This window comes from Aquimarina callyspongiae (genome assembly GCF_034322225.1).
Lineage (GTDB): Bacteria > Bacteroidota > Bacteroidia > Flavobacteriales > Flavobacteriaceae > Aquimarina.
This window is the reverse complement of sequence record NZ_JAXLPA010000003.1, coordinates 894,807-919,967: the sequence shown is the minus strand read 5'-3', so window position 1 is coordinate 919,967 and position 25,161 is coordinate 894,807. Positions and strand designations below refer to the sequence as shown.

The window sequence follows — 25,161 nt, the reverse complement described above, 5'->3', positions numbered from 1 at the left end:
AAAGCTATAGTATTTTGGAGACAACTTTATTTTATTTTAAGACTCCAGAGCAACATATTTAGCAGAAACGATCAGAATTATCGATATAATAATAAAAAATCTCCTCTTCGTAAAGAAGAGGAGATTTGGTAATTATATGTCTGTTATGTCCCCCAACTGGTTCGAATCTTAGGTCTTCCTTCTCAGACAATTCGTACCATACTTCGATATAATTACAAAATGGAGTGCAAAAATAATTTTGCACCAGTAAGTATTATTCAATAACTGATGTATGATCATTAGCCTTTTCAGGACATATTTGATCTATTAACATTGTTCTTAATAGAAGAGTAAGATTAAATAAAGATGTGCCGTGTGAATGCTGTGTGAAGCTCCTTAGGAGAGGCGAATATAGAAATTACTTTTCATAAAACAGCTATTTTATTAACATTTTTTTAAGATTTTCTTTTAATTTTCCTGATTTTTTCTGTTTACCATCGCCATAATATTGACACTAAACGGTAAAGAACTTCACAAGACCACAACTAGAAATAGTTGCCTATGGTCTTGTTTTGTTTTTAAAATACTAATCTTAAAACCGTTTTAATTATGAAAAAATTATCAGTATTAATTGTAGCGATTGTGCTAATTTCTTTCGCGGCTTGCGAAAAAGAAACAATTAAAGAAGAATCAACTGATGTGGAGTTGATTGAAAATGAAAGTAACCTAGAAACAGCCTCAAAAGCAAGTGGGAGAAATTGCTTTTATTATATTGAAAAGGGCTTGAAATTGGGAAGCACTTGTTATTCGCAATTTCACGGGATATGCGATATACACGTATTCTGTATTCCGGATATTTATATTGATCCTTGTGCTTTAATACCTTGTTGGATAGATTTTCTGGATCCGTGGATTATTTATGAGAAAATACGTCCAGAAGAGTTTAGATCTTTTAGAGATAAATTAGAACTAGATATTGACCCAAAAAGAGGAGCAGTACCTTTTGCTTTAAATAAGCAAGTAATGGGTTTACAATATTACTCTCAAAATGAGTTAATGACCGTAGGTGCAAACCCTACTCCTTATCCACACCCTACACCAATATTGACGTATACTCTTAAAGAAAGCGCAACTTTTGATGCAGAAACGAGTAAAGCACTTGGACTACAAGGTAATGTTGTAAAAGCAGGCGAGTATCCTGTGATTTTTAATAGAAAAAATAAAACTTACAATGTAATTCTATCGGTTGAAGAAGGATTTCGCCACTAGGGGATCTTAAAAAGAATCAGCCTATCTAAGCGAATAGATAGGCTGATCTTTATTTTGTTATATTATTTTTGAAATATGCTTTTTTAATGAGTACAAAATATATCATCACAGGAATAAATACACAAATAATAACTGAAGTAGTTTTATAAGTACTTCCTACGCTGTTAAAAAGATTAAGAAATCTAACGGATTTATCAAAAAGCAACATTGAAAAACTCTTAAAACTTTTTATAGTTATTAAAGAAATAAGAATTATTATCGTAAAACCAATCTTAAAATAATGTTTTTTAGAAATTTTATCTAATAAAATTACCCAAGTAAAAGGTATTAGAATAAACCAGATTATGATATTAATTTCTTCATAAGATAAACCTGTTAGTTTTTCTAAAAATTTTAGAAAATCATATATGATTTTAAAGACATCATCCATACAATATATTTATGTAATGATTGTTTTCTTCAAAATTGTATGTATCTAAAAATAGGATAATTAATATCCAACTTTTTCACGTACTCTGGCTAAAACTTTATTTGCGACTTCAGTAGCTTTTTTGGCTCCTATAGCTAGTGCTTCATCAACTTCATTAAGATTTTGCATATAATAATTATAGCGTTCTCTTGGAGTGGCATATGTATCAATAAGCAATTCATACAAAGCTTGTTTTGCATGCCCATAACCATAATTACCACCTAGATAATTTTTACGCATTTCTGCAAGTTGTTCTGGAGACGCAATCAATTTGTATAAAGCAAATACATTGCAAGTATCAGGGTTTTTAGGCTCCTCAAGAGGAGTACTGTCTGTTTCAATAGACATAATCTGTTTACGTAATTTTTTATCAGGTAAAAACAAATTGATGATATTGCCTTTTGATTTACTCATCTTGCTACCATCAGTTCCTGGAACATACATAGTATCTTTTTGTACCTGTGCTTCTGGTAGTACAAACATTTCACCTACTTGATTATGCATTCTAGAAGCTACATCTCTTGTCATTTCAAGATGTTGTAGTTGATCTTTACCTACAGGAACTATATCTGCATCATATAACAAGATATCTGCAGCCATAAGCATAGGATAGGTAAATAATCCTGCGTTAACATCTTCAAGCCGATCAGCTTTATCTTTAAATGAATGAGCTAATGTAAGTCTCTGATATGGGAAGAAACAACTTAAGTACCAGGATAATTCTGTAACCTGTGGAATATCACTTTGTCGATAAAAGACAGTTTTTTCTATATCCAGTCCAAAAGCTAACCAGGTAGCTGCTGTAGAATAGGTATTCTCTCGTAAAATACTTGCATCTTTTATTTGTGTAAGCGAATGCATATCAGCAATAAATAAAAAGGAATCATTTTCAGGTTGATTTGCCATTTTGATTGCCGGTATAATGGCTCCTAATAAGTTTCCTAAGTGAGGAGTTCCTGTACTTTGTACTCCTGTAAGAATTCTGGACATAGTTACTTTTTAGTGGTACTAATTATAATTAATAATAATGCGTTTTTGATACAAAATTATTTGCTTCACGCAAAGGTAATTTTTTTGTTCACATACCTCAAAGCAATTATGTATTTTTGGGGAGATGTCAATTTTAAAGAAAATACTTATTCTGCTGTGGCGCATTTGGTTTTATATTATGATGGGAGTTCCTATCATTATTATGTTTCCAATATTATTAATCTTTACTTCTAGAGAAGAGTGGTATTCTAAGTTTTTTGTAGTGGCTCGGTTTTGGGCCAAAATAGTGTTGTATGGATCTGGTTTTATCCCCAGAGTTACTAAAGAGGCTCAGGTAGATCCTCATAAGAGTTATATGTTTGTTGCAAACCACACTTCTATGACAGATATTATGTTGATGTTATATTGTGTAAAAAATCCTTTTGTCTTTGTAGGTAAAAAAGAATTGGCTAAAATTCCGATTTTTGGATTTTTCTATAAACGCACCTGCATATTGGTAGATCGCAATAATCAACGTAGTAGAAAAGAAGTTTTTGATCGGGCACAAGCAAGGTTGAATGCTGGAGCAAGTATCTGTATCTTTCCTGAAGGAGGTGTGCCAGAAGATCAATCTATTATTTTGGATAATTTTAAAGATGGAGCTTTTCGGCTAGCGATAGATCACCACATCCCAATACTACCTTTAGTGTTTTTTGATAATAAAAAACGATTTTCATATACATTTTTTAGTGGAAGCCCTGGAGTTATGAGAGCGCTTGTTCTTAAGGAAATTTCTACAGAAGGAATGACGCAGGAAGATAAAAAACCATTAAACGAAAAAACTCGGAATACGATTTTGGAAAAATTGAAAACCGATACTCTTTAAAGTATTGTTTTTTTTACGAAACTTATATAAAAAATCAAAGCCATTCCTCCCCAGGAATGGCTTTGTTCATCATTGCTTTTTCAAGCAACAATTCATCTAACCAACTAAATGAACCTAAAACACATTTATTTTAACCATTAAAACTTAAAGCTTACCCCTGTATAAACGCCAAAGTAATAAGGTCTGAAACTATTTGCACTTTCATCAAATGCATTAAATTGATATTTAAAAATGGGCTCAAGATTTATCTGAAATTCTTTAGTTATTTCATAATCAAAACCGAGTCCTATATTTCCACTAAAACTTATATTATTAAGATTGTTTGCTTGCCCAATAGGAGTTTTAAAATCACCTGCTTCAATAGATATTTCATTATCTTGAAGGAATAAGGTACTTACTCCACCAATCATATTTATTCCTATTTTTTTATCGACCAAATTGTATTTCATTTCCAAAGGAACCTCTAGATATCCAATACGTTGATTTAATAATCCTTCATTTTGATTTTGTAACGCATCGTTATTAACATCCGGAGCTAATGAAGGTGGAGTATTTCTGAAATCTGAAACAAAAATGGAAGTAGAATTTGCATTGTAATTGATATTCTCAAGATTTTGAGCAACTACTGATGGAGCAAATCCAACACCTTCGGTATTATAACCAAGATCTACTTTGTGCACTCCGGAGCGAATGCTTAATTTTTTGTTGACATTATAAGATATTTGCACTCCATAACTAAGATTTACCTGACCAGTTTTACCATTGTCAGAAAACTGTCCATCTATAGAAGATCCATTTCCAAAAGAATCGTAATATACAGGAGCAATATTGGGTGAAACATTCCATTTTTTTGATGGTTCAGAATTCTCAGCAAGAGCTTCTTCTTCATCTTTATTAATAGCGTCAAAAATGGATATTTTTGAGTTTTCTTCTACAGTCTTTTCTTCTTGATTTTGAGTTTCTGATTCTTTACCAGGTATTGTTTCAGAATTTTTATCGTTTATCGCAATACCAGTTTTAGCAATGTTATCATTTTTATTATCTGGGTTTACAAACAATGGATTTTCTTCTTTTTGCTTAGGTGATTGCTTTTGATTTTCTGCAATAGCATTTTTCTCTATTAAATCTTCTTTCAAAACATCAGAGTTTTCTGGACTATTGTTTTTTGTAATAGCATTTTTGTCGTTAGAAGACTTGTTAGTGGCCAAAGCATTACTGTTTTTAGTATTTACTTTATCTTCAGAAAAAATAGGCGGATTAACATTTTTATTATTTACAGGAAGTTTTTCTTTTATAGTATTAGATACAATAGCATCTTTTGAATTTGTAGTTCTGGAAGAATTTGTAAACTGTTCTGTTGAAGGATCAGAATCTTTAAGCTTTTTATTCTCATCAGGAGAAATTACAACATCTTGAGTAGTTGTATTATTTTGTTCCTCCTTTGATGTAACAGCATCTTCTGGACTATCGGTATCCTTAGTATTGGTTACTATTTTTTCTTCAGTAGGGTTAGCATCATCAAAAGAAACATTGTATCCTACAGTAAATAGAATAGCAACTAATGCTGCAACTCCCGCAACTCGATACCAAAATGGTATTAAGATTCCGCGTCTACGATTTTTATTCTGACGGGCTTTGATTTTTTCCCAAACAGCGTCATCTGGAGTAACTTCAAAATCTTTGAACTTCTCCTGAAATAATCTGTCTATGTTTTTTTTATCACTCATCTTCATCCTTCAATTGATTGAATATAAGGTTCTTGGTTGGTTTCTATTTTTTCTTTTAAAATGTACCTGGCTCGTGCCAGATTAGATTTAGAAGTTCCGGTAGAAATATCTAACATCTCTGCAATTTCTTTATGTGAATAACCGTCTAATACATAAAGATTAAATACCAATCGATATCGATCTGGTAATTGCTGAATGATTTCTAATAAATAATCCAATGAGATTTGTTCATCGTCTATTTCTACTTCAGCTTCTTCTATTTGCTCTTCATTAATGATCTCAAATACCTTTTGTTTTCGATATTTCTGAAGTGCGGTATTTATTGTTATTCGTTTTATCCAACCCTCAAAAGAACCTTGACCTTTATATTGTTCTATTTTATCAAAAATTGTTATAAAAGCATCTTGCAATGTATCTTCAGCACTCGAGTAATTGTTAGAGTACTTAAGACAGATTGAAAACAGTTTACTGCCATATAGCCTGTACAATTGCTCTTGCGCTTTGGCATCTTGTTTTTTACATTTTTTTATGAGTTGATCTAAACTCACGAATAGCCTTTATTTTAATTAATGATTTCAATTACTACTGTACTACGGGAACTTCTATAGTCAAAAACTGATTTTCTCCTTGATCATTTCTTCCTTGCCAGAACCTGAATACATAAGAATCTTCGTTTCCTACAAAAAAGTCAAAGGAAACATCGATAGTATCAGTTTGATCCAGATTGTCACACGGACGATCTTCAAATACAACATTTACTACAGATACTGTGCGCTCATTACTTAACCTATCATAATCAAATCCACTAAAAGAATGACAAGTAGAAGGTCTGAAATAAGAAGTAGTTATTTGATAAGTTCGTCCTCTTTCAAATTCGTCTGGAATATTAACCGCTTCAATTGGAACTAATTCATAAAAAAAACTAGTTCTCTCATCATCATCAAGTGAACAACCTGTAAAACAAAAGGTTATTGCAATGATTAGGAAAATTTTTATCTCTTTCATATCACTAATTTTGGGGTATATACATACCTAATCTATTAACTAGATGTCATGTGTAGTGTATGGTTGCGTTTAAGGTATAAAAAAATCCTGATCTCTGTAGATATTGAGATCAGGATTAGTATATGTTCTACTAAAGAGAAGTGTTTTATTCTTTTATAATCTTTATAGCTTCTTTAATTTTCTCTTCTAATTCTTCCATTAATTCAGGATTATCATTAAGCAATGTTTTTACTGAATCTCGTCCCTGACCAAGTTTGGTATCTTGATAACTAAACCAGGATCCACTCTTTTTGACAATTTCATAATCAACACCGATATCAATGATTTCACCGGTTTTAGATACACCTTCACCATACATAATATCGAACTCTGCAGTTCTAAAAGGAGGAGCTACCTTATTCTTCACAACTTTAACGCGGGTTTTATTTCCCATTACTTCGCTATTGCTATTTTTGATTTGAGCAGAACGGCGTATATCCAAACGTACAGAAGCATAGAATTTTAAGGCATTACCACCAGTAGTTGTTTCAGGATTTCCAAACATTACCCCAATCTTTTCACGTAACTGGTTGATAAATATTACTGTACAATTTGTTTTGCTAATTGAACTGGTGAGTTTTCTAAGTGCCTGAGACATTAACCTAGCGTGAAGTCCCATTTTAGAATCTCCCATTTCTCCTTCGATCTCACTTTTAGGAGTCAAAGCAGCAACAGAGTCAATTACGATAATATCAATTGCTCCAGATCTGATTAAATTATCTGCTATTTCTAGTGCCTGTTCTCCATGATCAGGTTGAGAAATAATTAAATTATCAATCTCTACACCTAATTTTTCTGCATAAAAACGATCAAAAGCATGTTCTGCATCAATAAACGCTGCGATACCACCAGCTTTTTGCGCTTGTGCAATTGCATGAAGAGTAAGAGTTGTTTTACCCGAAGATTCTGGTCCATAAATTTCTACCACTCTTCCTCTTGGATAACCACCTACACCTAATGCAAGATCAAGACCTAGAGATCCGGTCGAGATCACATCTACTTCCTGAACGGCACTATCGCCCATTTTCATTACAGTACCTTTACCGTAAGCTTTATCAAGTTTATCTAGTGTAAGTTTTAGTGCTTTTAGTTTTGCTTCTTTTTCCGTACTCATTTGTTATTCAAATATACCCTTTCGAGACAATTAGTAAATGTCAGCTAAAGTACTATTTCTTTTCGTAGTTACCTTGTAGATTTTAAAATCGTTATCAACAAAAAACTAACGTATACAAAGAGAAAAAATGCTATTAAAATGATAAGAGTTTTAAGTGTTCTAACAAGTCAAAAAAGAAAAATGTTATTTTTTTCTAAAAATTTACGCAACCTTTTATTTTGAAGTGCATCTAGTAAGAAAGCAAACTTGAACAAAAATTTAGAAAGAAGGAATGTTAGATGAAATTTCTTAAAAGAGTCATAAGACATAACCTTGATGGTTGTACAGTTACTAAGATTAGTAATTGTATAGTAGAAGGTGGCTAGCTTCGTTATTATAATTAGTTGTAATTAAATTAATTAGATTAACGAATTAGCTCAAAAAATGCCTTGGTAATATGTCAAGGCATTTTTTTATGAAATAGGTTTCTGAGTATTATTAAAATACGTCTACAGTTGCCCATCCTCCCAGAGCTTCACATTTATCTCCTAGTGCCCTTACTCCTTGATAATCGTGTTCTGACACAGTGCCTATAAGCCAATGCCTATCATCCTTACAACAAAACACCCAAGCACTTCTCTCGGATCCTATTTCTAATTTTCCTCCCTTAAGATTTTTTAATTCTGTTTTTTGAAGTTGTTTCACTCCTTTTAAATTCTCGATTTTTTTTAACATAACTATACTTTTTAATTAATAATCGAACTGTTATAAAAAAGAAGATTTTGTTACCCAGTTTTTTCAAAAAAATGACAAAAACACACGGGATTGAGTGTAATTATTTGATTTGCAAATTGTTATAATTGAAACTAAAACTGCTAAATATACTTTTTAGATGATTTTTATCTTCAATAAAGGGTTAGTTTATTTTATATACTATTTGTACTTTTGCCCGAAATAAATTATTTCTTTTAACTTAAAACATTAGTATAGCATGCAACTGTACAATAAATTAAGTGCAAAGGAAAGAGCAGCACTTATTGATGAAGCCGGAACAAACCGACTTACGCTATCTTTCTATCAATATGCACATATCGGCAATGTCGAAATCTTCAGAAATCACCTTTTTATCAAATGGAATGAACTAGATGTTCTTGGTAGAATTTATATTGCTAACGAAGGAATTAATGGACAACTTTCAGTACCAGCGCCTAATTTTTTAGTTTTTAAAGAACATCTTGATAGTATTTCCTTTTTAGAAAATGTACGGCTTAATATTGCCAGAGAACAAGACTTGAAATCTTTCTTAAAACTAAAAGTGAAGATTCGTCATAAGATTGTTGCTGATGGATTAGATGACAATACATTTGATGTAACTAATAAAGGAGTTCATGTGGATGCCAATGCTTTTAATGAATTAATAGAAGATCCGAATACAGTATTGGTAGATATGCGTAATCATTATGAAAGTGAAATCGGGCATTTTAAAGGTGCTGTTACACCAGATGTAGATACTTTTAGAGATTCGTTAGATATTATAGAGGAAGATCTTAAAGATCACAAAGAAGATAAGAAACTGGTAATGTATTGTACTGGTGGGATACGTTGTGAGAAAGCTAGTGCGTATTATAAACATAAAGGTTTTAAAAACGTTTTTCAATTAGAAGGAGGGATTATTGAATATGCACGACAGGTTGAAGAAAAAGGTTTAGAAAATAAGTTTTTAGGAAAGAATTTTGTCTTTGACCATAGAAGAGCAGAGCGTATATCTGATGATGTGATTGCAAATTGTCATCAATGTGGTGCAACTTGTGATACTCATGTAAATTGTGCAAATGAAGCTTGTCATCTTTTGTTTATTCAATGCCCTAATTGTGCAGCAGAACTAGAAAATTGCTGTTCAACAGAATGTATGGAAATAAACAGACTACCTTATGAAGAACAAAAGGCATTGAGAAAAGGTCAAGGAAACAGCAATAAAATATTTAAAAAAGGACGCTCAGAAGTGCTTAAATACAAGCAGTAGCACTAAAATAACTTTGGATACTATGGTAGATACGTTTTTTCATAGTATCTTTATCAATTAAGATGTCAGATATAAGAAAATTCTGACTTAAGTAAGAACCGTATTTGTTGTAATCTTTTTTAAGATTGCAGACAAATTTCAATATAGCAGGAAAATATGGGGTGCAGTAGTTGTTCTTCCGGTAAAGACGGACAACCAAAGGGATGTAAGAATAATGGTACTTGTGGTACAGATGGTTGTAATAAGTTAACGGTTTTTGATTGGCTATCCAATATGTCGCTACCTAGCGGGATTACACCTTTTCATTGTATCGAAGTACGGTTCAAAAATGGTAGAAAATCTTTCTTTAAAAACACAGAAAATCTTTCTTTAAGTATTGGTGATATCGTTGCTACAGAAGCTTCTCCTGGACATGATGTGGGTATAGTAACACTTACAGGTGAACTGGTGAGGATTCAGATGAAAAAGAAGAAGATAGAAGTTGATGACGAGGAAATCAAAAAGGTATACCGAAAAGCTTCACAAAAAGATATAGATATTTGGCAAAAAGCACGTGATCGTGAGGAGAGTATGAAAGTTCGTGCTCGCGAAATTGCAATCAGGCTTAAACTGGAAATGAAAATTTCTGATATCGAATTTCAGGGAGATGGTTCTAAAGCTACTTTTTATTATACGGCAGAAGAGCGTGTAGATTTTAGACAGTTGATCAAAGAGTTTGCTCACGAATTTAGTACCAGAATTGAAATGCGTCAGGTAGGATTTCGTCAAGAAGCTGCAAGACTGGGAGGTATTGGATCTTGCGGACGCGAATTATGCTGTTCTACGTGGCTTACAGATTTTAGGTCAGTTAATACCAGTGCAGCTAGATATCAGCAGTTATCATTAAATCCTCAAAAATTAGCTGGTCAATGTGGAAAGCTAAAATGTTGTCTTAATTATGAATTAGACGCATATATTGATGCTTTGCACGAATTCCCGAAAACAGAAACCAAATTGCATACTGAAAAAGGAACAGCAGTTTGTCAAAAAATAGATATTTTTAAAGGGTTATTGTGGTATGCTTATGAAGGAGAATGGATGCATTGGCATAAAATTACAGCAGAAGATGCAAATGAAATTATTGCTGCCAATAATAATAAAGAAAAGATAGCAAGTTTGGAGGAATTCGCTTCAGATTTAATAGAAGATACTAAAACTGATTTTGAGAACGTTGTAGGACAAGATAGTCTAACAAGGTTTGATAAGCCCAAGACGAATAGAAGAAGACGAAAAAATCGTAATAAAAAAAGAAATTCAGGAAAAGGGAACGCACCTGTAAAGCAGAATGCAGCACCTAACAAGTCAAAAGAAGGGAATACTGAAAACAAAAAATCAAATAGGTCAAAAAATCAACGTAATAAAAAAAGAAGACCTCAGCAGAGAAATAATAATGACAAAGCTTAGGATTATTTTGATATTTTATGGACTTATGAGTTTGATTTCCTGTGATGATCATCAGGTATTTGATAATTATCAAACAGTATCAGATTCATGGGAAAAAGGGGAGAAAGTACAGTTTAATCTACCTAAACTGGACTCCACACATGCCTATAACTTATTTATTAATATTCGAAACGATAATTCATATAGATATAGTAACTTATTTTTGATAAGTGAAATGAGATTTCCTAATGGAAAAGTAATAACGGATACGCTTGAATATGAAATGGCTATGCCAGATGGCACTTGGTTAGGAACCGGATTTACAGACTTGAAGGAAAACAAATTGTGGTATAAAGAAAATGTGAGTTTTACCGAAGAAGGAGAATATAATATAATTTTGCAGCACGCAATGCGCAAAAATGGAGAAGTAGAAGGTATAAACTCATTAGAAGGCATTACAGACGTTGGTTTTAGAATAGAATATGCTAAAAAACCTTAAAAACACATGGCAAAAGCAACACCCAAATCGAGAAAAAAAACATCAAAACCGGCTCAAATAAGTGTGTTAAAATACATTAAGTGGTTTTGGATCACCTTTGCAACGGGAGCACTTTTATTAATCTTATTGTTTTTGCTGGCAAGCTGGGGAGCTTTTGGCGAAATGCCAACTTTTGAAGAACTAGAGAATCCACAAAATGATCTTGCTACTCAAATCATTTCTTCAGATGGGGTGCAAATAGGAACTTTTTTTAAAGAAAATAGAACTCCGGTCAATTATGAAGATTTACCGCAACATCTGGTAGATGCATTAGTAGCAACAGAGGATGCTCGTTATTATGATCATTCTGGGATAGATGCCAGAGGAACATTACGTGCTTTTGTGTTTTTAGGAAAAAAAGGAGGAGCAAGTACAATTACACAACAGTTAGCAAAACTTCTTTTTCATGGAGAACGAGCAAAAGGTTGGCAAAAGTATACTCAAAAAATTAAAGAATGGGTAATTTCTGTTAGATTAGAAAGACAATATACTAAGGACGAGATCATTGCTATGTATCTTAATAAGCAAGGCTTTCTCTTTCAGGCAACAGGTGTTAGTTCTGCTTCCAGAATTTATTTTAACAAAAGTGTAAATGATCTAAAAATAGAAGAAGCTGCCGTTTTAGTAGCGATGCTTAAAAACCCAAGGCAGTTTAATCCACATAGAGAGATTTCTAAGAAAAAATCTCTGAATCGCAGAAATGTGGTTTTTAGTCAAATGGAAAAATATGGGTATATAAATAGTAAGCAAAGAGATAGTTTGCAACAATTACCAATGGTGTTAGATTTTTCGCCAGAAGGACATTCTGATGGAATAGCTACTTATTTTAGAGAATTTGTAAGAAGTTGGATGCAAAATTGGGTAAAAAACAACCCTAAAGGAGAAAATGAAGAAGGTAATACCGAGTATTATGATATTTACAGAGATGGCCTTAAGATCAATGTAACCATTGATTCTCGTATGCAGAGATATGCTGAAGAAGCTGTGCAAGAACATATGGCTAACCTTCAAAAAGAATTTGATAAACAAGAACTAAAAAATAAAACATCTCCTTTTAGAGATCTTACCAAACAACAAGTAGAAGGTATCATTAAAAGAAGTATCAGAACTTCAGCCAGAAGAAAGGCAATGTTGAAGGAGGGTAAAAGTGAAAAAGAGATACTTGCGTCTTTTAATGAAAAAACAGAAATGAAAATATTTTCCTGGAAAGGAACTATAGATACTATAATGACTCCCAGAGATTCTATTCTGTATTATAAAAGATTCTTAAGATCAGGAATGATGTCTATGGAGCCACAAACAGGACAGGTAAAAGCTTGGGTAGGTGGTGTAGATATTAAGCACTTTCAATATGATCAGGTGTATCAAGGTACCCGTCAAGTGGGATCAACATTTAAGCCGTTTGTATACGCAACAGCAATTGATCAGTTAAAACTTTCTCCTTGTGATACCATTCCAAGATCTCAGATCACGATTGCTGCCGGGACTCATGGTGTTACAGAAGATTGGACACCTAAAAACAGTGATGGTAAGTATGAAGGATATATGAGTCTTAAAAGTGCTCTTGCGCAATCGGTAAATACTATTTCTGCCAGATTAATGGATAGAATAGGACCAGAACCTATTGTACGTTTGGCAAAAAGAGCAGGTGTTACTTCAGATATTGTTGAAGTAGCATCGATATCATTAGGATCTGTAGATTTAAAGCTGTCAGAAATGGTAGGAGCATATAGTACATTTGCTAATAAAGGTATCTATACAAAACCTGTAATGATTACTAGTATCCAAGATAAAAATGGTACGGTATTATATCAATTCGTTCCAGAAACTCGCGATGTGATAAGTAAAGAAGCAGCATATGTAACCATTAATCTAATGGAGGGAGTTACGCAATCAGGATCAGGAGTGCGTTTGCGTACAGGCCCATCTAATAGATATGATATAAAGAATGTAGTGACGGGCCATCCTTATCTATTTGATAATCCGATTGCAGGTAAAACAGGAACTACACAAAACCAGAGTGATGGTTGGTTTATGGGGATTGTTCCAAATCTATGTACAGGTGTATGGGTAGGTGGAGAAGAACGATCCGTCCACTTCTCGACTACTACTTTTGGACAAGGAGCAGCTATGGCATTACCTATATGGGGTTTATATATGAAAAAGTGCTATGCAGATAAAACTTTAAAAGTGTCAAAAGAGGCATTTGAAAAACCTGAAGGACTTACGATCGAAGTCGATTGTAAGAAATTTAAAGAAGCGATTATAAAGGATGAAAATCCAGAAGATGAATTTGGGTTTTAATGCAGAACATCTTTCCTTAAATATTTGTAAAACTTAGTAGTGTTCAAACGATATAGTTCTGTTTTTTTAGTACTTTTAGGCTGCTAAAATTACAACACTATGATTCGTAAAACGGTAAGCGGAGTTACCGAAGCTTTGCAGGGAGTCGATGATAATATGACTTTAATGCTTGGCGGTTTTGGGCTATGTGGTATTCCTGAGAATGCTATTGCAGAACTGGTTAGGCTTAATAATAAAGGTCTTACCTGTATTTCTAATAATGCTGGAGTCGATGACTTTGGATTAGGGCTTTTACTTCAAAAGAGACAAATCAAAAAAATGGTTTCTTCTTATGTGGGAGAAAACGATGAATTCGAACGGCAGATGCTAAGCGGTGAGCTAGACGTAGAATTAATTCCGCAAGGAACACTTGCAGAGAGGTGTCGTGCAGCTCAAGGTGGTTTTCCTGCGTTTTATACACCTGCCGGTTATGGTACAGAGGTAGCAGAAGGAAAAGAAAGCAGAGAATTTAATGGTAAGATGTATATTTTAGAAAAGGCTTTTGAAGCTGATTTTGCTTTTGTAAAAGCCTGGAAAGGTGATGAGGCAGGAAATTTAATTTTTAAAGGAACAGCAAGAAACTTTAATCCGTGTATGTGTGGAGCTGCAAAAATTACTGTGGCAGAAGTTGAAGAATTAGTACCAGCAGGAAGTTTAAATCCAGATCACATTCATGTTCCCGGAATTTTTGTACAAAGAATTTTTCAGGGAGAACAATACGAAAAAAGAATTGAACAAAGAACAGTTCGTAAAAAATAACAAATCAACAAGGTTAATAATACTTTGTTACAAATTAATATAACACACAAATCATGGCAGTATTACGATTAGGTGATGAAGCACCAAATTTCAACGCACAAACTACAGAAGGAGAAATTAATTTTCACAATTGGTTAGGAGATCATTGGGGTATTTTATTTTCTCATCCGGCAGACTATACACCTGTTTGTACTACAGAGCTAGGTACCGTTGCCAAATATGCAGATGCTTTTAATAAACGTAATGTAAAAGTAGCAGCATTAAGTGTCGATGGAGTAGAATCACATCACGGATGGATTAAAGATATTAATGAAACGCAAAGCACTACAGTCAATTTTCCAATCATTGCGGATGAAGACAGAAAAGTATCAGAATTATATGATATGATACATCCTAATGCGGATAGTCAGCTTACAGTGCGTTCTGTTTTTGTAATAGGACCTGATAAAAAAATCAAATTAACTATTACATATCCAGCTTCAACAGGTAGAAATTTTGATGAGTTACTAAGAGTTATTGATTCATTACAGTTAACGGCTTATCATAAAGTAGCAACACCTGCAAACTGGAATCATGGAGAAGATTGTGTAATTGTACCTTCGGTTACTAATGAGGAGATTCCAGAGTTATTCCCAAAAGGGCATAAGGAAGTGAAACCTTATCTAAGAATGACACCACAGCCTAATTTAAATTAAGTTAGAGGTTAAAAATGGAGTTGGATGAGGTTAGAATATACATGCGCAGGTTGTAAAAAACAAAATAACTTTACCCCAGTAACCACTACTAGAGGAGATTTGCAAATGAAAGTGGGAGATGAGGTGAATATCAATTGTGATCATTGTGGTAAAGATGATATAAAACATATCAATAGAATTGATGCTGTAGTAGATAATAGAAAAATATTGATAGCATTAGCAATAAGTGCAGTGATTACAATATTTCTTTGGAGCTTTTACGGAGCAATTGGAACGATAACAGGAACGATACCAATTTTTGTTTGGATCTATGAGAGTAGAGCAACCAACGATTTTAATTCATATAAGATAAGAAGAAGATAAAATTATGCTAGACAAAAACGGAATAGCAAGAAGAATAGCTAAAGAACTTAAGGATGGATATTTTGTAAACCTGGGGATTGGTATCCCCACTTTGGTTGCTAATTATATACCAGAAGGAATAGAAGTTGAGTTTCAAAGCGAAAATGGAGTTTTAGGCATGGGGCCATTTCCTTTTGAGGGAGATGAAGATGCTGATATTATCAATGCAGGTAAACAAACTATTACAACAATGCCTGGTGCATCATTTTTTGATTCTGCTACGAGTTTTGGAATGATTAGAGGGCAACATGTGGATCTAACTATTCTTGGTGCAATGGAAGTGGCAGAAAATGGAGATATTGCCAATTGGAAAATCCCAGGTAAAATGGTAAAAGGAATGGGAGGAGCTATGGATTTGGTTGCTAGTGCCGAAAACATAATAGTGGCAATGATGCATACAAACCGTGCCGGGCAATCTAAACTTTTGAAAGAATGTTCACTTCCATTAACAGGAGTGAACTGCGTGAAAAAAGTGGTTACTAATATGGCAGTACTTGAAATTACCAGTAATGGATTTAAACTTTTGGAAAGAGCTCCTGGAGTTAGTGTAGAAGATATCCAAAACGCCACAGAAGGTAAACTTATTATTGAGGGAAATATCCCCGAAATGATTTTAGATTAATAGGCAAATTCTAAAAATGTAACTACGATTATCTGCCTAATCTCTACGAATAATAAATTTTAAAAAAATACGTTCTTAGTAAATAGATTGTAAAATCATTGATTTTGTAGTATTTTTCCTTCAACATCAACGGTTTTTTTATGGCCTTAAAGTAATGCTTTAAGCAGTAAAACCGGTTATATCTTATCAAAATGTTAAAATTATGTGTATTTTATCGATTTTATCCGTACTTTAACCTTAATGTGTAAAATATTTTGCATATTAGTGATCCCTGAAAAAATAACCCCCGTTAGTGGTGTTTTATTTTTTAAACAAATAAATTTTTAAATTAACCACACATTTGCCCTATTATGAAGAAACGTATAAATCGCCTGCAGAAATCAGTAAAACCTACTGTCGAATTAATTTCTAACTGCATGTACCTGGCGAAAAAAGTATTTTTGTTGATGTGATTTTTTGTTGTTAATCAATCGCAGTTTCCCCGAATCGCGATGAATTAGACCTGTTAAACTTATAAAACAAGCTTAACAGGTTTTTTTATATCCCTTTAGGAATGGCATCAATAAGTTTTTGGGTATATTTCTTTTTTGGGTTTTCATAGATCTCATCAGCATCTCCGTGTTCTTCAATTTGACCCTTGTTCATCACTAATAATTGATCTGACATATACTTTACTACAGCAAGATCGTGAGAAATAAAAATATAGGTGAAACCAAAGTTTTCTTTTAATTCATTAAGTAAATTTAAAACACGAGCTTGTACAGATATATCGAGTGCGCTAACAGATTCATCACATATGATAAGTTTAGGTTGTAGTGCAATTGTTCGTGCAATACCTACTCGTTGCCTTTGCCCTCCACTAAATTCGTGCGGATACCTATCAAAGTGAACAGCTGTTAATCCTACACGTTCTAATAGATTAATTGTTTTTTCCTTTCTTTCAGCATCATTATTATATAATTGATGTGCCTGCATAGGTTCCATGATTGCTTTTCCAATAGGTAACCTTGGATTAAGCGATGCAAAAGGATCCTGAAATATTAATTGAATCTCTTTTCTAAGTTTTCTTATTTGAGCAGAATTGAGTTTGGTAATATCCTCGCCTTTATATAAGATTTGTCCAGAATTAGCTTTATCAAGCTGTAAAATAGTATTTCCTAAGGTAGATTTACCACATCCGGATTCTCCTACCAAACCTAATGTCTCTCCTTCATAAAGTTTAAAGCTAACGTTGTCAACGGCCAGAAATTCTGATTTGCCAAACAAACCAACTTTTGAAAGATAACTCTTTTTTACATCGACAACTTCTAATAATGGAGGTTGATCATAAAGTTCCTTATGATGCTGCTCTCTTTGCGTTTTGGTAATTATTTCATTCTGATAGTTAGTATTGTCAAGAAAATCTGCAATCGTGGGTAGTTTTTTTAACCTGGTATCCAGAGAGGGTCTTGAACTGATTAGTGCTCGGGTATAATCTTGTTTAGGATGATGAAATATTTCATTAGCAGAACCACTTTCTACTATTTTTCCCTGATACATGACCAAAACATTGTCGGCAATTTCTGATATCAAAGAAAGGTCGTGAGAAATAAACAAAATACTCATATTATAAGCCTTCTGTAATTCTTTGAGTAAACCTATAATATCTCGTTGTACAGTTACATCAAGTGCAGTAGTTGGCTCATCGGCGATCAATAACTTAGGTTTACAGGCAACAGCCATGGCAATCATAATACGTTGTTTCTGGCCACCACTGAGTTGATGCGGATAGGACCGAAAAGCTCGATCAGGATCGGGTAATTTAACTTTTTGAAATAAAGTAATTACTTCTGCTTTAGCTTCAGTTTTGGATAAATTAGTATGTTGAAGCAATATTTCTATAACCTGCTTACCACATCTCATAGAAGGATTCAGAGAACTCATGGGTTCCTGAAAAATCATAGCTATTTCATTTCCTCTAATTTTTCTAAACTCTTTTTCCTTTAATTCTAACAATGAAACATTCTTGTAGAAGATATTACCTCTTGGAATCTTAGCTGTTTTTTTTGGTAACAACCCTAAAATAGCTAATGAAGTTACAGATTTACCACTTCCTGATTCACCTACAACTCCCAGGATTTCATCGGTATGAATATCAAAAGTAATATCGTGTAAAACCCGATTCTCATTTCCTGAACTAGGAAAACTTACATCAAGATTTTGTACAGAAAGTAAAACAGTATTTTCCATAAATATAAGTGATAGGTAAATTTAGGGAATTCTATATTCTTTGGTATTTCTTTTCAAAAGTATTTTGGTGTGATATTTGTTATCTTTACCTACCAAAAAGTAATATAAACAAATCTACCTGTTTGGCCGGATCCATTATTTCTGTTTCATAAGAAATAACTAACCCTTTCTATATATGAAGTTGTTAAAACTCTCTCTTCGTACACGAATTTTTATTTCTATGACCTTTCTGGTTTTAATAGCATCAATTCTTATTGCGGCTGTTACAATTTATCAATATAGAGAAGAAGCTCAGGATTATCACAGAGAACGATTAGAGCGAAAAGAAAGTGCAATTAGAGAGAACATAGATTTAGTACTTAGAAATACCACTTTTCAAGTTATTACTGAGAAGGTGCCGTTTATTTTTAATGAGCGTAATCGTATTAATATTTATGAATTGTCGGCAATACACAAGTTGCCGATTGATATTTATAATCTAGAGGGAGAGTTACTTATTAAATCCAAAGGTACGTTTGCTAATGATACTGCGGATTTTCAAATAGATACAAATGTTCTTAATGAGTTAAGAACAAATTTTGATAGGAGACATTTGGTTAAATTTCAGAAAGATGATATAGAATACCAATCTTCATATACCTATATAAATGATAGTAATTCAAAATCTATTGCTATACTAAAGCTTACCTATGTTCAAGATGATGATTTGATCACACGTGAGCTTCGAGAGTTCTTACAACGCCTGGGTGAAATCTATGTTTTAATGTTATTGATTGCTATCGCACTAGCGTACTTTTTATCAAAATATATTACAAGATCTTTGAAAACGATCTCGGAAACTATTGATCAAACTCGTCTGGACAAAAGAAATAAACGAATTGAAATTGGTGATGCTAGCGAAGAGATATATTCTTTGGTCAATGCATACAACAGTATGATAGATGAGCTAGAAGAAAGTGCAGCTATGTTGGCTAAGAGTGAGCGTGAAGCTGCTTGGCGTGAAATGGCGAAACAAGTTGCGCACGAGATCAAAAATCCATTAACACCGATGCGACTTACGGTTCAAAGTTTTCATCGAAAATTTGATCCTAATGATCCTAATGTTAACCAAAAAGTACAAGAGTATAGTGATACTCTGATACAGCAAATAGATACCATGAGTTCGATAGCTTCTGCATTTTCAAATTTTGCTCAGATGCCAGCACAAAAGAGCGAAACCCTGGATGTAGTAAAAATTGTTAGGCTGGCATTGGATATCTTTAATGAAGACTATATTATTTTTCCGGTCGTTAGAGATGAGGTAATTGCTAAATTTGATCGTACTCAATTGATACGAGTGGTTACGAATTTGGTAAAGAATGGTATACAAGCTATTCCAGAAGATCGTGTTCCTAAAATTTTAGTTGATGTATTTTCTGAAAATGGAGAAGTTGTAATTACAGTTGCCGATAATGGAGTCGGGATCGATGAAGAAAATAAAAAGAAAGTTTTTGAACCTAAGTTTACAACCAAAACTAGTGGAATGGGATTAGGGTTAGGAATGGTAAAAAATATTGTGGAAACCTATCAAGGAAGTATTACCTTTACTTCCAAAGAAGGAAAAGGAACAGTCTTTAAGGTTAAGTTTCCAAAGGAATATACTCCTTAATAAGTTCTGGTTTTAGTTCATTTTTATTCTAATACCTGTTATTTGTGAAAAAAGTTAAATGGAGAAAATACGCATTTGAATTTCTATCGATATTTATTGCTGTGCTATCTGCATTTACTCTTAATAAATGTAATGAAAACAGAGCTGATAGACTTTCTGAAGAGAAAATTCTTAAAGAAATAAAAAATGGTATCGAATTAGATCTTAAAGATTTTAATGGTAATACTTATGGTCATCTCAAGAGTTTAGAATCTAATCAATTATTTAGAGACTTGATTAATAATAAAAAAGTTAACCAAGACTCGATAGATATAGCATATATAACTCTATTTAGAGATTATGCACCTATTGTGAATTTATCAGGATATGAATCTCTAAAAGCAAGTGGTCTTAAAACGGTCGAAAAAGATGCATTAAGAATTGAGATTATAACATTGTATGATTATTATTATAAGATCATTACTATAATTGAGAATAATGTAGATGAAATGAAATCTTTTTCTAACTATTTTAAACCTGTAAATGACATTCTTAAAAAATACATGGTTTTTGATACAAAAGGAAAATTGGTTGAGATTAAGCAACCTATTGAAATATCTTTGAATCAAAAAAATGAAATTTTAAGTTATTTATGGCGTCTGGAGACAAATAGAAACTATAGATTGAAAAAATATAAATTGGTTGAAGAAAAGATGAAACTATTGAAACATCACATAGAACAAGAATTAGAATAAGAAGATTAAAACAAATAAGATTAACTCATGTATACAAACATTATCACGTCTCAAAACAATGGGATTACTACAATAACCATAAATCGTCCTTCAAAGTTAAATGCGCTTAATACTGAAACTATTCAAGAATTACATGCAGCTTTTAGAGTGGCAGATCTAGATGCAGATACCAAAGTTATTCTAATAACGGGTAGTGGAGAAAAAGCCTTTGTAGCAGGAGCAGATATAAGTGAGTTTGCAGATTTTACAGTAAATCAAGGAAGAGAACTAGCGGCAAACGGACAAAAAGTATTGTTTGATTTTGTTGCAAACCTATCAACACCTGTGATTGCAGCTGTAAATGGATTTGCATTAGGAGGAGGATTAGAATTGGCTATGGCAGCACACTTTAGAGTTGCTAGTGATAATGCCAAAATGGGGTTGCCAGAAGTTTCATTAGGAGTGATTCCTGGATATGGTGGCACGCAACGTTTAACTCATCTTGTGGGAAAAGGTAGAGCCATGGAAATGATTATGACAGCAGGTATGATTGATGCTAATCAGGCACAACAATACGGTTTAGTTAATTATGTAACTACCCAAGAAGAGCTATTACCATTGGCAGAAAAATTGGCAAGTAAAATAAAGCGTAACTCCTCTGTAGCTATAAGCTCAGCTATACGAGCAATAAATGCTGTTCATGAAGATGGAGTAAATGGATTTAATGTTGAAATTGAAGAATTTGGTAATTGTTTTGGAACCGAAGATTTTAAAGAAGGAACTACTGCGTTTTTAGAAAAACGCAAAGCTGACTTTCCTGGTAAGTAATAAGAAAAAAAGCCTTGAAGGTTTTCAAAATCTTCAAGGTTTGAAAATTACTTTTGATTAGCGATAAAAATTCATTTTATCAATATACTCCCAGGCTTCTATAGGTAATAAAGGCTTGATGTTTTTATTTTCTGCAATTGATTTTCTTATAAAAGTAGAAGAAATTTCCATTATTGGAGCATTGACTCTATGGATCTTAGGATGTTCTTTAAATTGGTTTTCTACTTTTCCTTCAGCAATTCTGGGATACACATAGATATGATGATTCTCTAGAATCACTTCATAGTTTTTCCACTTATGAAAGCTGTTAAGATTGTCTTCACCCATAATTAGATTAAACATATAATCAGGATACTTTTCTTGCAAATGAGCTAATGTATATACGGTGTAATTTGGTTGCGGTAACTTAAACTCAATATCACTTGGTTTAAGTTTTGGGTATCCTTCTGTAGCTCGATATACCATCTCATACCGATGGTGATTATCAAGAAGAGAGGTTTTCTTTTTAAAAGGGTTATGAGGAGTTACTACCATCCAGATTTCATCCAGATCAGAGAACTCTGCCATATGATTTGCAATAGTTAAATGGCCAATATGAATTGGATTAAAAGTGCCAAAGTATAATCCTATTTTTTTCATGAAAACGTAGTTTTCGTACCTGTTCAACTGCGATCAGATTACTTAAAAATAAACTTTTTAACCAATTGATACACCTCGCTTTTAGCTTTTTCCAGATCATCATTGGTTACAATAGCATCAAACTGAGGTGCAGTAGCCATTTCTGTAGAAGCTTTGGCTACTCTCATATTGATCTTGTCTTCAGACTCTGTCTTACGCTTTTTTAAACGAATTTTTAGTTCTTCTATACTAGGCGGTTTTACAAAAACAGCCAATGTTCGATCGGGGTATATTCTTTTAATATCTAAACCACCTACAACATCGATATCAAAAATTACATGTTTACCATTATCCCAAAGTCGTTGAACTTCCGTTTTTAAAGTACCGTAAAAGTTATCACGATATACTTCTTCCCATTCAAGAAATTCATCTGCTTTAATTTTATCTTTAAACTCGCGTAGAGATAAAAAATAGTAATCTTTTCCGTGAATCTCACCACCTCTTGGTTCTCGAGAGGCTGCAGATATAGAAAACCCTAAGTTCAATTCTTCCTGATGAAGTAAATATTTTACCAAAGTAGTTTTTCCACTACCTGATGGTGCCGAAAGTACGATAAGCTTACCTTCCTTCATTACACTATAATACGTTTAGCAGTTGTTCTTTAATTTTCTCAAGTTCATCTTTCATTTGCACTACCAGCTGTTGCATAGGTGCATAATTAGATTTACTACCAATAGTGTTGATCTCACGACCTATTTCTTGAGTAATAAATCCAAGTTTTTTTCCATTGGATTGAGAAGAATTTAAGGTAGTAGTAAAATATTCTAAATGATTGGCAAGACGAACTTTCTCTTCAGTTATATCAAATTTTTCAAGATAATAGATTAGTTCTTGTTCAAAACGATTTTGATCTACTTCTTCTTTTAGATCAGAAACGGCTTTATGTAATCGTTCTCTAACAGCATCCATACGCTCAGGATCCATTTCAATTACCTGATCAAGTAGCTGACCTATATTTGTTTTTCTAAGGTTAAAGTCCTTTTCAAGTGCTTTTCCTTCGTCAACCCTATATTCTTCTATAGCCTTTAATGCATCTTTTAGAGAGTTCTCAATAGCGGTAAACTCTTTTTCATTAATCTCTTCACGTACAGTTTTTAAAGCATCAGGCATGCGAACAGCCATTTTGATCAGTTCTATAGTTTCTCCAGAATTGTGAATTGCCTCTAACTGTTTTATATAATCTTTTACTACTGCTTCATTGATTTTTGTAGAAGTTTCTTCTGCAGTAATTTCTACATATAGACCAAAATCTACCTTTCCTCTTACAAGAGTTTTGGCAATGGTATTACGCATTTGTAATTCTTTTTCTCTGTACTGCGATGGAATTCGAGCGTTAAGATCTAGATTTTTACTATTAAGTGATTTTACTTCAATAGTAATTTTTTTTGTAGGAAGTTGAAGAATCGACTTCCCAAAACCTGTCATAGATTTGATCATATAATTATGCTAAAAGTTGCACGAAGATAAGGAAAAGTTGGAAGTACGAAGTAAATATGATTTTAGTTTTCAGAAACTTCTATAGACATGATAATCTTATCGATGTATTTTTGCTTTTCATGAAAGAAGTTCTTGATTCTTCCTACTTCTTTGAATCCAGATTTTTTGTATAGTGTTCTTCCTGCATTGTTTGTTTCGTAAACTTCTAACCAGATAGTCTTGAGTAAGTCATTCGTTTTGGACCAATCCATCACATTCTGAATTAAAAGTGTTCCTAAACCTTGATTTTGCCATTGTGTATGAATCCCCATTCCTATTACCGCAGTATGTTGCATTTTTTTTCTCCAACTTCCGGTGAGATCAATGTTTCCTACAATAATTCCTTTATACTCTGCTACTAATAAAATACTATTCTGTTGTTTATGATAGTTTTTAATCAATTCACACTCCTCTTTAATTGTATTAGAATACTCATAATCAAACAAGGGTATCGTATTGGTATCCTTTAGATATTGATGTTTTAGTTTTAATAATTGCGTTGCATCTTCAGGAATGGCTTCTCTTACCGTAATTGGTTTATTAGACTTGGTTTGATATGTTTTTGAAATAAAATCCAATATCGAGTAGTTAAAATGAAATTATAAGCGATTTTTTAAAAATTAAGCTTCGGGATTTTTATCTCTGATTCTTTTGTAGAGTCTAATTCCTAGCATTAATGCTATAGAGAGTGAGAGAATACCAATTACACCAAATATCCAGTTTACCGCGTCTCGAACAACAACCAAAAAAATTACAGAGAACAAAATAATGGTTGAACCTTCATTCCAGATCCGCATTTGGTTAGAAGACCATTTTACAACATCTTTTTGTAATTGTTTGTAGATATGATGGCATTTTAAATGATATATAATAAGTAATACAACAAATCCTAATTTTACGTGCATCCAAGGTTGTTGTAACCAGCCAGGCATTAAAATTAAAAGCCAAACCGCAAATAAAGTTGCTAATATAGCCGATGGCCACGTTATTATAAACCATAACCGCTTAGCCATTAGCTTAAGTTGTTTTCCTAATATTTCTTTTTCAGGAGAAGGTTTTTGAAAAGCCTCAATCTGATAAATAAATAATCTTGGAATATAAAAAAGCCCTGCAAACCATGTGATTACAAAAATGAGGTGTAGAGATTTTATGTAAGGGTAGTATTCTAGCATTCTTTGTTTTTAAGATAACAAACAATAAAGTTTAGTTTCAAAAGTAAGAAATCTGAAATGATTTACTACTGCACTTTTGCGAACCTGCTTAAAATGCTTGATCTGGACAACTCTTTATTTTGATTAACAGAATGTCATAAAGACAAGAAAGCCTTTGTAATTAGTATACAATGGCTT

At 32.9% G+C, this 25,161-nt stretch carries 25 protein-coding genes; 13 read left to right on the top strand and 12 right to left on the bottom strand.

Features of this window, described 5'->3' with window-relative positions; all coding sequences use genetic code 11:
• Positions 1-588 precede the first annotated feature (588 nt).
• Complete coding sequence (locus U0D62_RS16265) at positions 589-1,248, top strand: hypothetical protein (RefSeq protein ID WP_322288365.1); 660 nt, start codon at positions 589-591, stop codon at positions 1,246-1,248.
• Between the two features lie 490 nt (positions 1,249-1,738).
• Here the strand turns inward: U0D62_RS16265 and trpS are convergent, their stop codons facing one another.
• Positions 1,739-2,707, bottom strand: coding sequence for a tryptophan--tRNA ligase (gene trpS / locus U0D62_RS16260; protein WP_322288364.1), 969 nt, complete (start codon positions 2,705-2,707; stop codon positions 1,739-1,741).
• A gap of 124 nt (positions 2,708-2,831) precedes the next feature.
• Here trpS and U0D62_RS16255 point away from each other — a divergent pair, with 124 nt between their 5' ends.
• Positions 2,832-3,572 carry a lysophospholipid acyltransferase family protein gene (locus U0D62_RS16255; RefSeq protein ID WP_322288363.1) on the top strand — a complete coding sequence of 247 codons (741 nt, stop codon included), beginning with the start codon at positions 2,832-2,834 and terminating at the stop codon, positions 3,570-3,572.
• Positions 3,573-3,709: 137 nt separating this feature from the next.
• Here the strand turns inward: U0D62_RS16255 and U0D62_RS16250 are convergent, their stop codons facing one another.
• The 5 genes from U0D62_RS16250 to U0D62_RS16230 form a co-directional block, all read right to left on the bottom strand.
• Positions 3,710-5,299 (bottom strand): hypothetical protein, encoded by a 1,590-nt coding sequence (locus U0D62_RS16250; RefSeq protein ID WP_322288362.1) that lies wholly within the window; start codon positions 5,297-5,299, stop codon positions 3,710-3,712.
• A gap of 2 nt (positions 5,300-5,301) precedes the next feature.
• Entirely contained in the window at positions 5,302-5,847 is a 546-nt protein-coding gene (locus tag U0D62_RS16245) for an RNA polymerase sigma factor (protein WP_322288361.1), read from the bottom strand.
• A gap of 34 nt (positions 5,848-5,881) precedes the next feature.
• Positions 5,882-6,304, bottom strand: coding sequence for a hypothetical protein (locus tag U0D62_RS16240; protein ID WP_322288360.1), 423 nt, complete (start codon positions 6,302-6,304; stop codon positions 5,882-5,884).
• Between the two features lie 145 nt (positions 6,305-6,449).
• Positions 6,450-7,457 carry a recombinase RecA gene (gene recA, locus U0D62_RS16235; RefSeq protein WP_322288359.1) on the bottom strand — a complete coding sequence of 336 codons (1,008 nt, stop codon included), beginning with the start codon at positions 7,455-7,457 and terminating at the stop codon, positions 6,450-6,452.
• 477 nt (positions 7,458-7,934) lie between these two features.
• Complete coding sequence (locus U0D62_RS16230; RefSeq protein ID WP_322288358.1) at positions 7,935-8,171, bottom strand: hypothetical protein; 237 nt, start codon at positions 8,169-8,171, stop codon at positions 7,935-7,937.
• A gap of 256 nt (positions 8,172-8,427) precedes the next feature.
• Here U0D62_RS16230 and trhO point away from each other — a divergent pair, with 256 nt between their 5' ends.
• The 8 genes from trhO (at position 8,428) to U0D62_RS16190 (ending at position 16,240) form a co-directional block, all read left to right on the top strand.
• Complete coding sequence (trhO, locus tag U0D62_RS16225; protein WP_322288357.1) at positions 8,428-9,459, top strand: oxygen-dependent tRNA uridine(34) hydroxylase TrhO; 1,032 nt, start codon at positions 8,428-8,430, stop codon at positions 9,457-9,459.
• 156 nt (positions 9,460-9,615) lie between these two features.
• The gene (locus U0D62_RS16220; protein ID WP_322288356.1) at positions 9,616-10,902 is read left to right on the top strand and encodes a PSP1 domain-containing protein; all 1,287 of its coding nucleotides are present in this window, start codon (positions 9,616-9,618) and stop codon (positions 10,900-10,902) included.
• Positions 10,889-11,380 (top strand): gliding motility lipoprotein GldH, encoded by a 492-nt coding sequence (locus U0D62_RS16215; RefSeq protein ID WP_322288355.1) that lies wholly within the window; start codon positions 10,889-10,891, stop codon positions 11,378-11,380. Before U0D62_RS16220 ends, U0D62_RS16215 begins: the two co-directional genes overlap by 14 nt.
• A gap of 6 nt (positions 11,381-11,386) precedes the next feature.
• Positions 11,387-13,723 (top strand): penicillin-binding protein 1A, encoded by a 2,337-nt coding sequence (locus tag U0D62_RS16210; protein ID WP_322288354.1) that lies wholly within the window; start codon positions 11,387-11,389, stop codon positions 13,721-13,723.
• 99 nt (positions 13,724-13,822) lie between these two features.
• Entirely contained in the window at positions 13,823-14,521 is a 699-nt protein-coding gene (locus U0D62_RS16205; RefSeq protein WP_322288353.1) for a CoA transferase subunit A, read from the top strand.
• A gap of 53 nt (positions 14,522-14,574) precedes the next feature.
• Entirely contained in the window at positions 14,575-15,216 is a 642-nt protein-coding gene (locus U0D62_RS16200) for a peroxiredoxin (RefSeq protein WP_322288352.1), read from the top strand.
• A 24-nt stretch (positions 15,217-15,240) separates the two neighbouring features.
• Complete coding sequence (locus U0D62_RS16195) at positions 15,241-15,579, top strand: hypothetical protein (protein ID WP_322288351.1); 339 nt, start codon at positions 15,241-15,243, stop codon at positions 15,577-15,579.
• Between the two features lie 4 nt (positions 15,580-15,583).
• Entirely contained in the window at positions 15,584-16,240 is a 657-nt protein-coding gene (locus tag U0D62_RS16190) for a CoA transferase subunit B (protein WP_322288350.1), read from the top strand.
• Between the two features lie 537 nt (positions 16,241-16,777).
• On the opposite strand, the gene U0D62_RS16185 is transcribed toward U0D62_RS16190, so the two are convergent.
• A complete protein-coding gene (locus tag U0D62_RS16185; RefSeq protein ID WP_322288349.1) occupies positions 16,778-18,469 on the bottom strand; it encodes an ABC transporter ATP-binding protein in 1,692 nt (563 codons plus the stop codon).
• Positions 18,470-18,644: 175 nt separating this feature from the next.
• Between U0D62_RS16185 and U0D62_RS16180 the strand changes: the two genes are divergently transcribed.
• From U0D62_RS16180 to U0D62_RS16170, 3 genes are read left to right on the top strand one after another with little or no spacing between them, the layout of a single operon-like run.
• Positions 18,645-20,117, top strand: coding sequence for a sensor histidine kinase (locus U0D62_RS16180; RefSeq protein WP_322288348.1), 1,473 nt, complete (start codon positions 18,645-18,647; stop codon positions 20,115-20,117).
• A 44-nt stretch (positions 20,118-20,161) separates the two neighbouring features.
• A complete protein-coding gene (locus tag U0D62_RS16175) occupies positions 20,162-20,851 on the top strand; it encodes a hypothetical protein (RefSeq protein WP_322288347.1) in 690 nt (229 codons plus the stop codon).
• A 27-nt stretch (positions 20,852-20,878) separates the two neighbouring features.
• Entirely contained in the window at positions 20,879-21,658 is a 780-nt protein-coding gene (locus U0D62_RS16170; protein WP_322288346.1) for an enoyl-CoA hydratase/isomerase family protein, read from the top strand.
• A gap of 57 nt (positions 21,659-21,715) precedes the next feature.
• Here the strand turns inward: U0D62_RS16170 and nadD are convergent, their stop codons facing one another.
• From nadD to U0D62_RS16145, 5 genes are all read right to left on the bottom strand, one after another.
• Positions 21,716-22,297: a nicotinate (nicotinamide) nucleotide adenylyltransferase gene (gene nadD / locus U0D62_RS16165; RefSeq protein ID WP_322288345.1), complete on the bottom strand. Its 582-nt coding sequence runs from the start codon at positions 22,295-22,297 to the stop codon at positions 21,716-21,718.
• Between the two features lie 38 nt (positions 22,298-22,335).
• Positions 22,336-22,908 carry a guanylate kinase gene (gmk, locus tag U0D62_RS16160; RefSeq protein ID WP_322288344.1) on the bottom strand — a complete coding sequence of 191 codons (573 nt, stop codon included), beginning with the start codon at positions 22,906-22,908 and terminating at the stop codon, positions 22,336-22,338.
• Between the two features lie 4 nt (positions 22,909-22,912).
• Positions 22,913-23,773 (bottom strand): YicC/YloC family endoribonuclease, encoded by an 861-nt coding sequence (locus tag U0D62_RS16155; protein ID WP_322288343.1) that lies wholly within the window; start codon positions 23,771-23,773, stop codon positions 22,913-22,915.
• 62 nt (positions 23,774-23,835) lie between these two features.
• Positions 23,836-24,390, bottom strand: coding sequence for a GNAT family N-acetyltransferase (locus U0D62_RS16150; RefSeq protein WP_322288342.1), 555 nt, complete (start codon positions 24,388-24,390; stop codon positions 23,836-23,838).
• Between the two features lie 42 nt (positions 24,391-24,432).
• Positions 24,433-24,984: a CopD family protein gene (locus U0D62_RS16145; RefSeq protein ID WP_322288341.1), complete on the bottom strand. Its 552-nt coding sequence runs from the start codon at positions 24,982-24,984 to the stop codon at positions 24,433-24,435.
• Between the last annotated feature and the right edge of the window lie 177 nt (positions 24,985-25,161).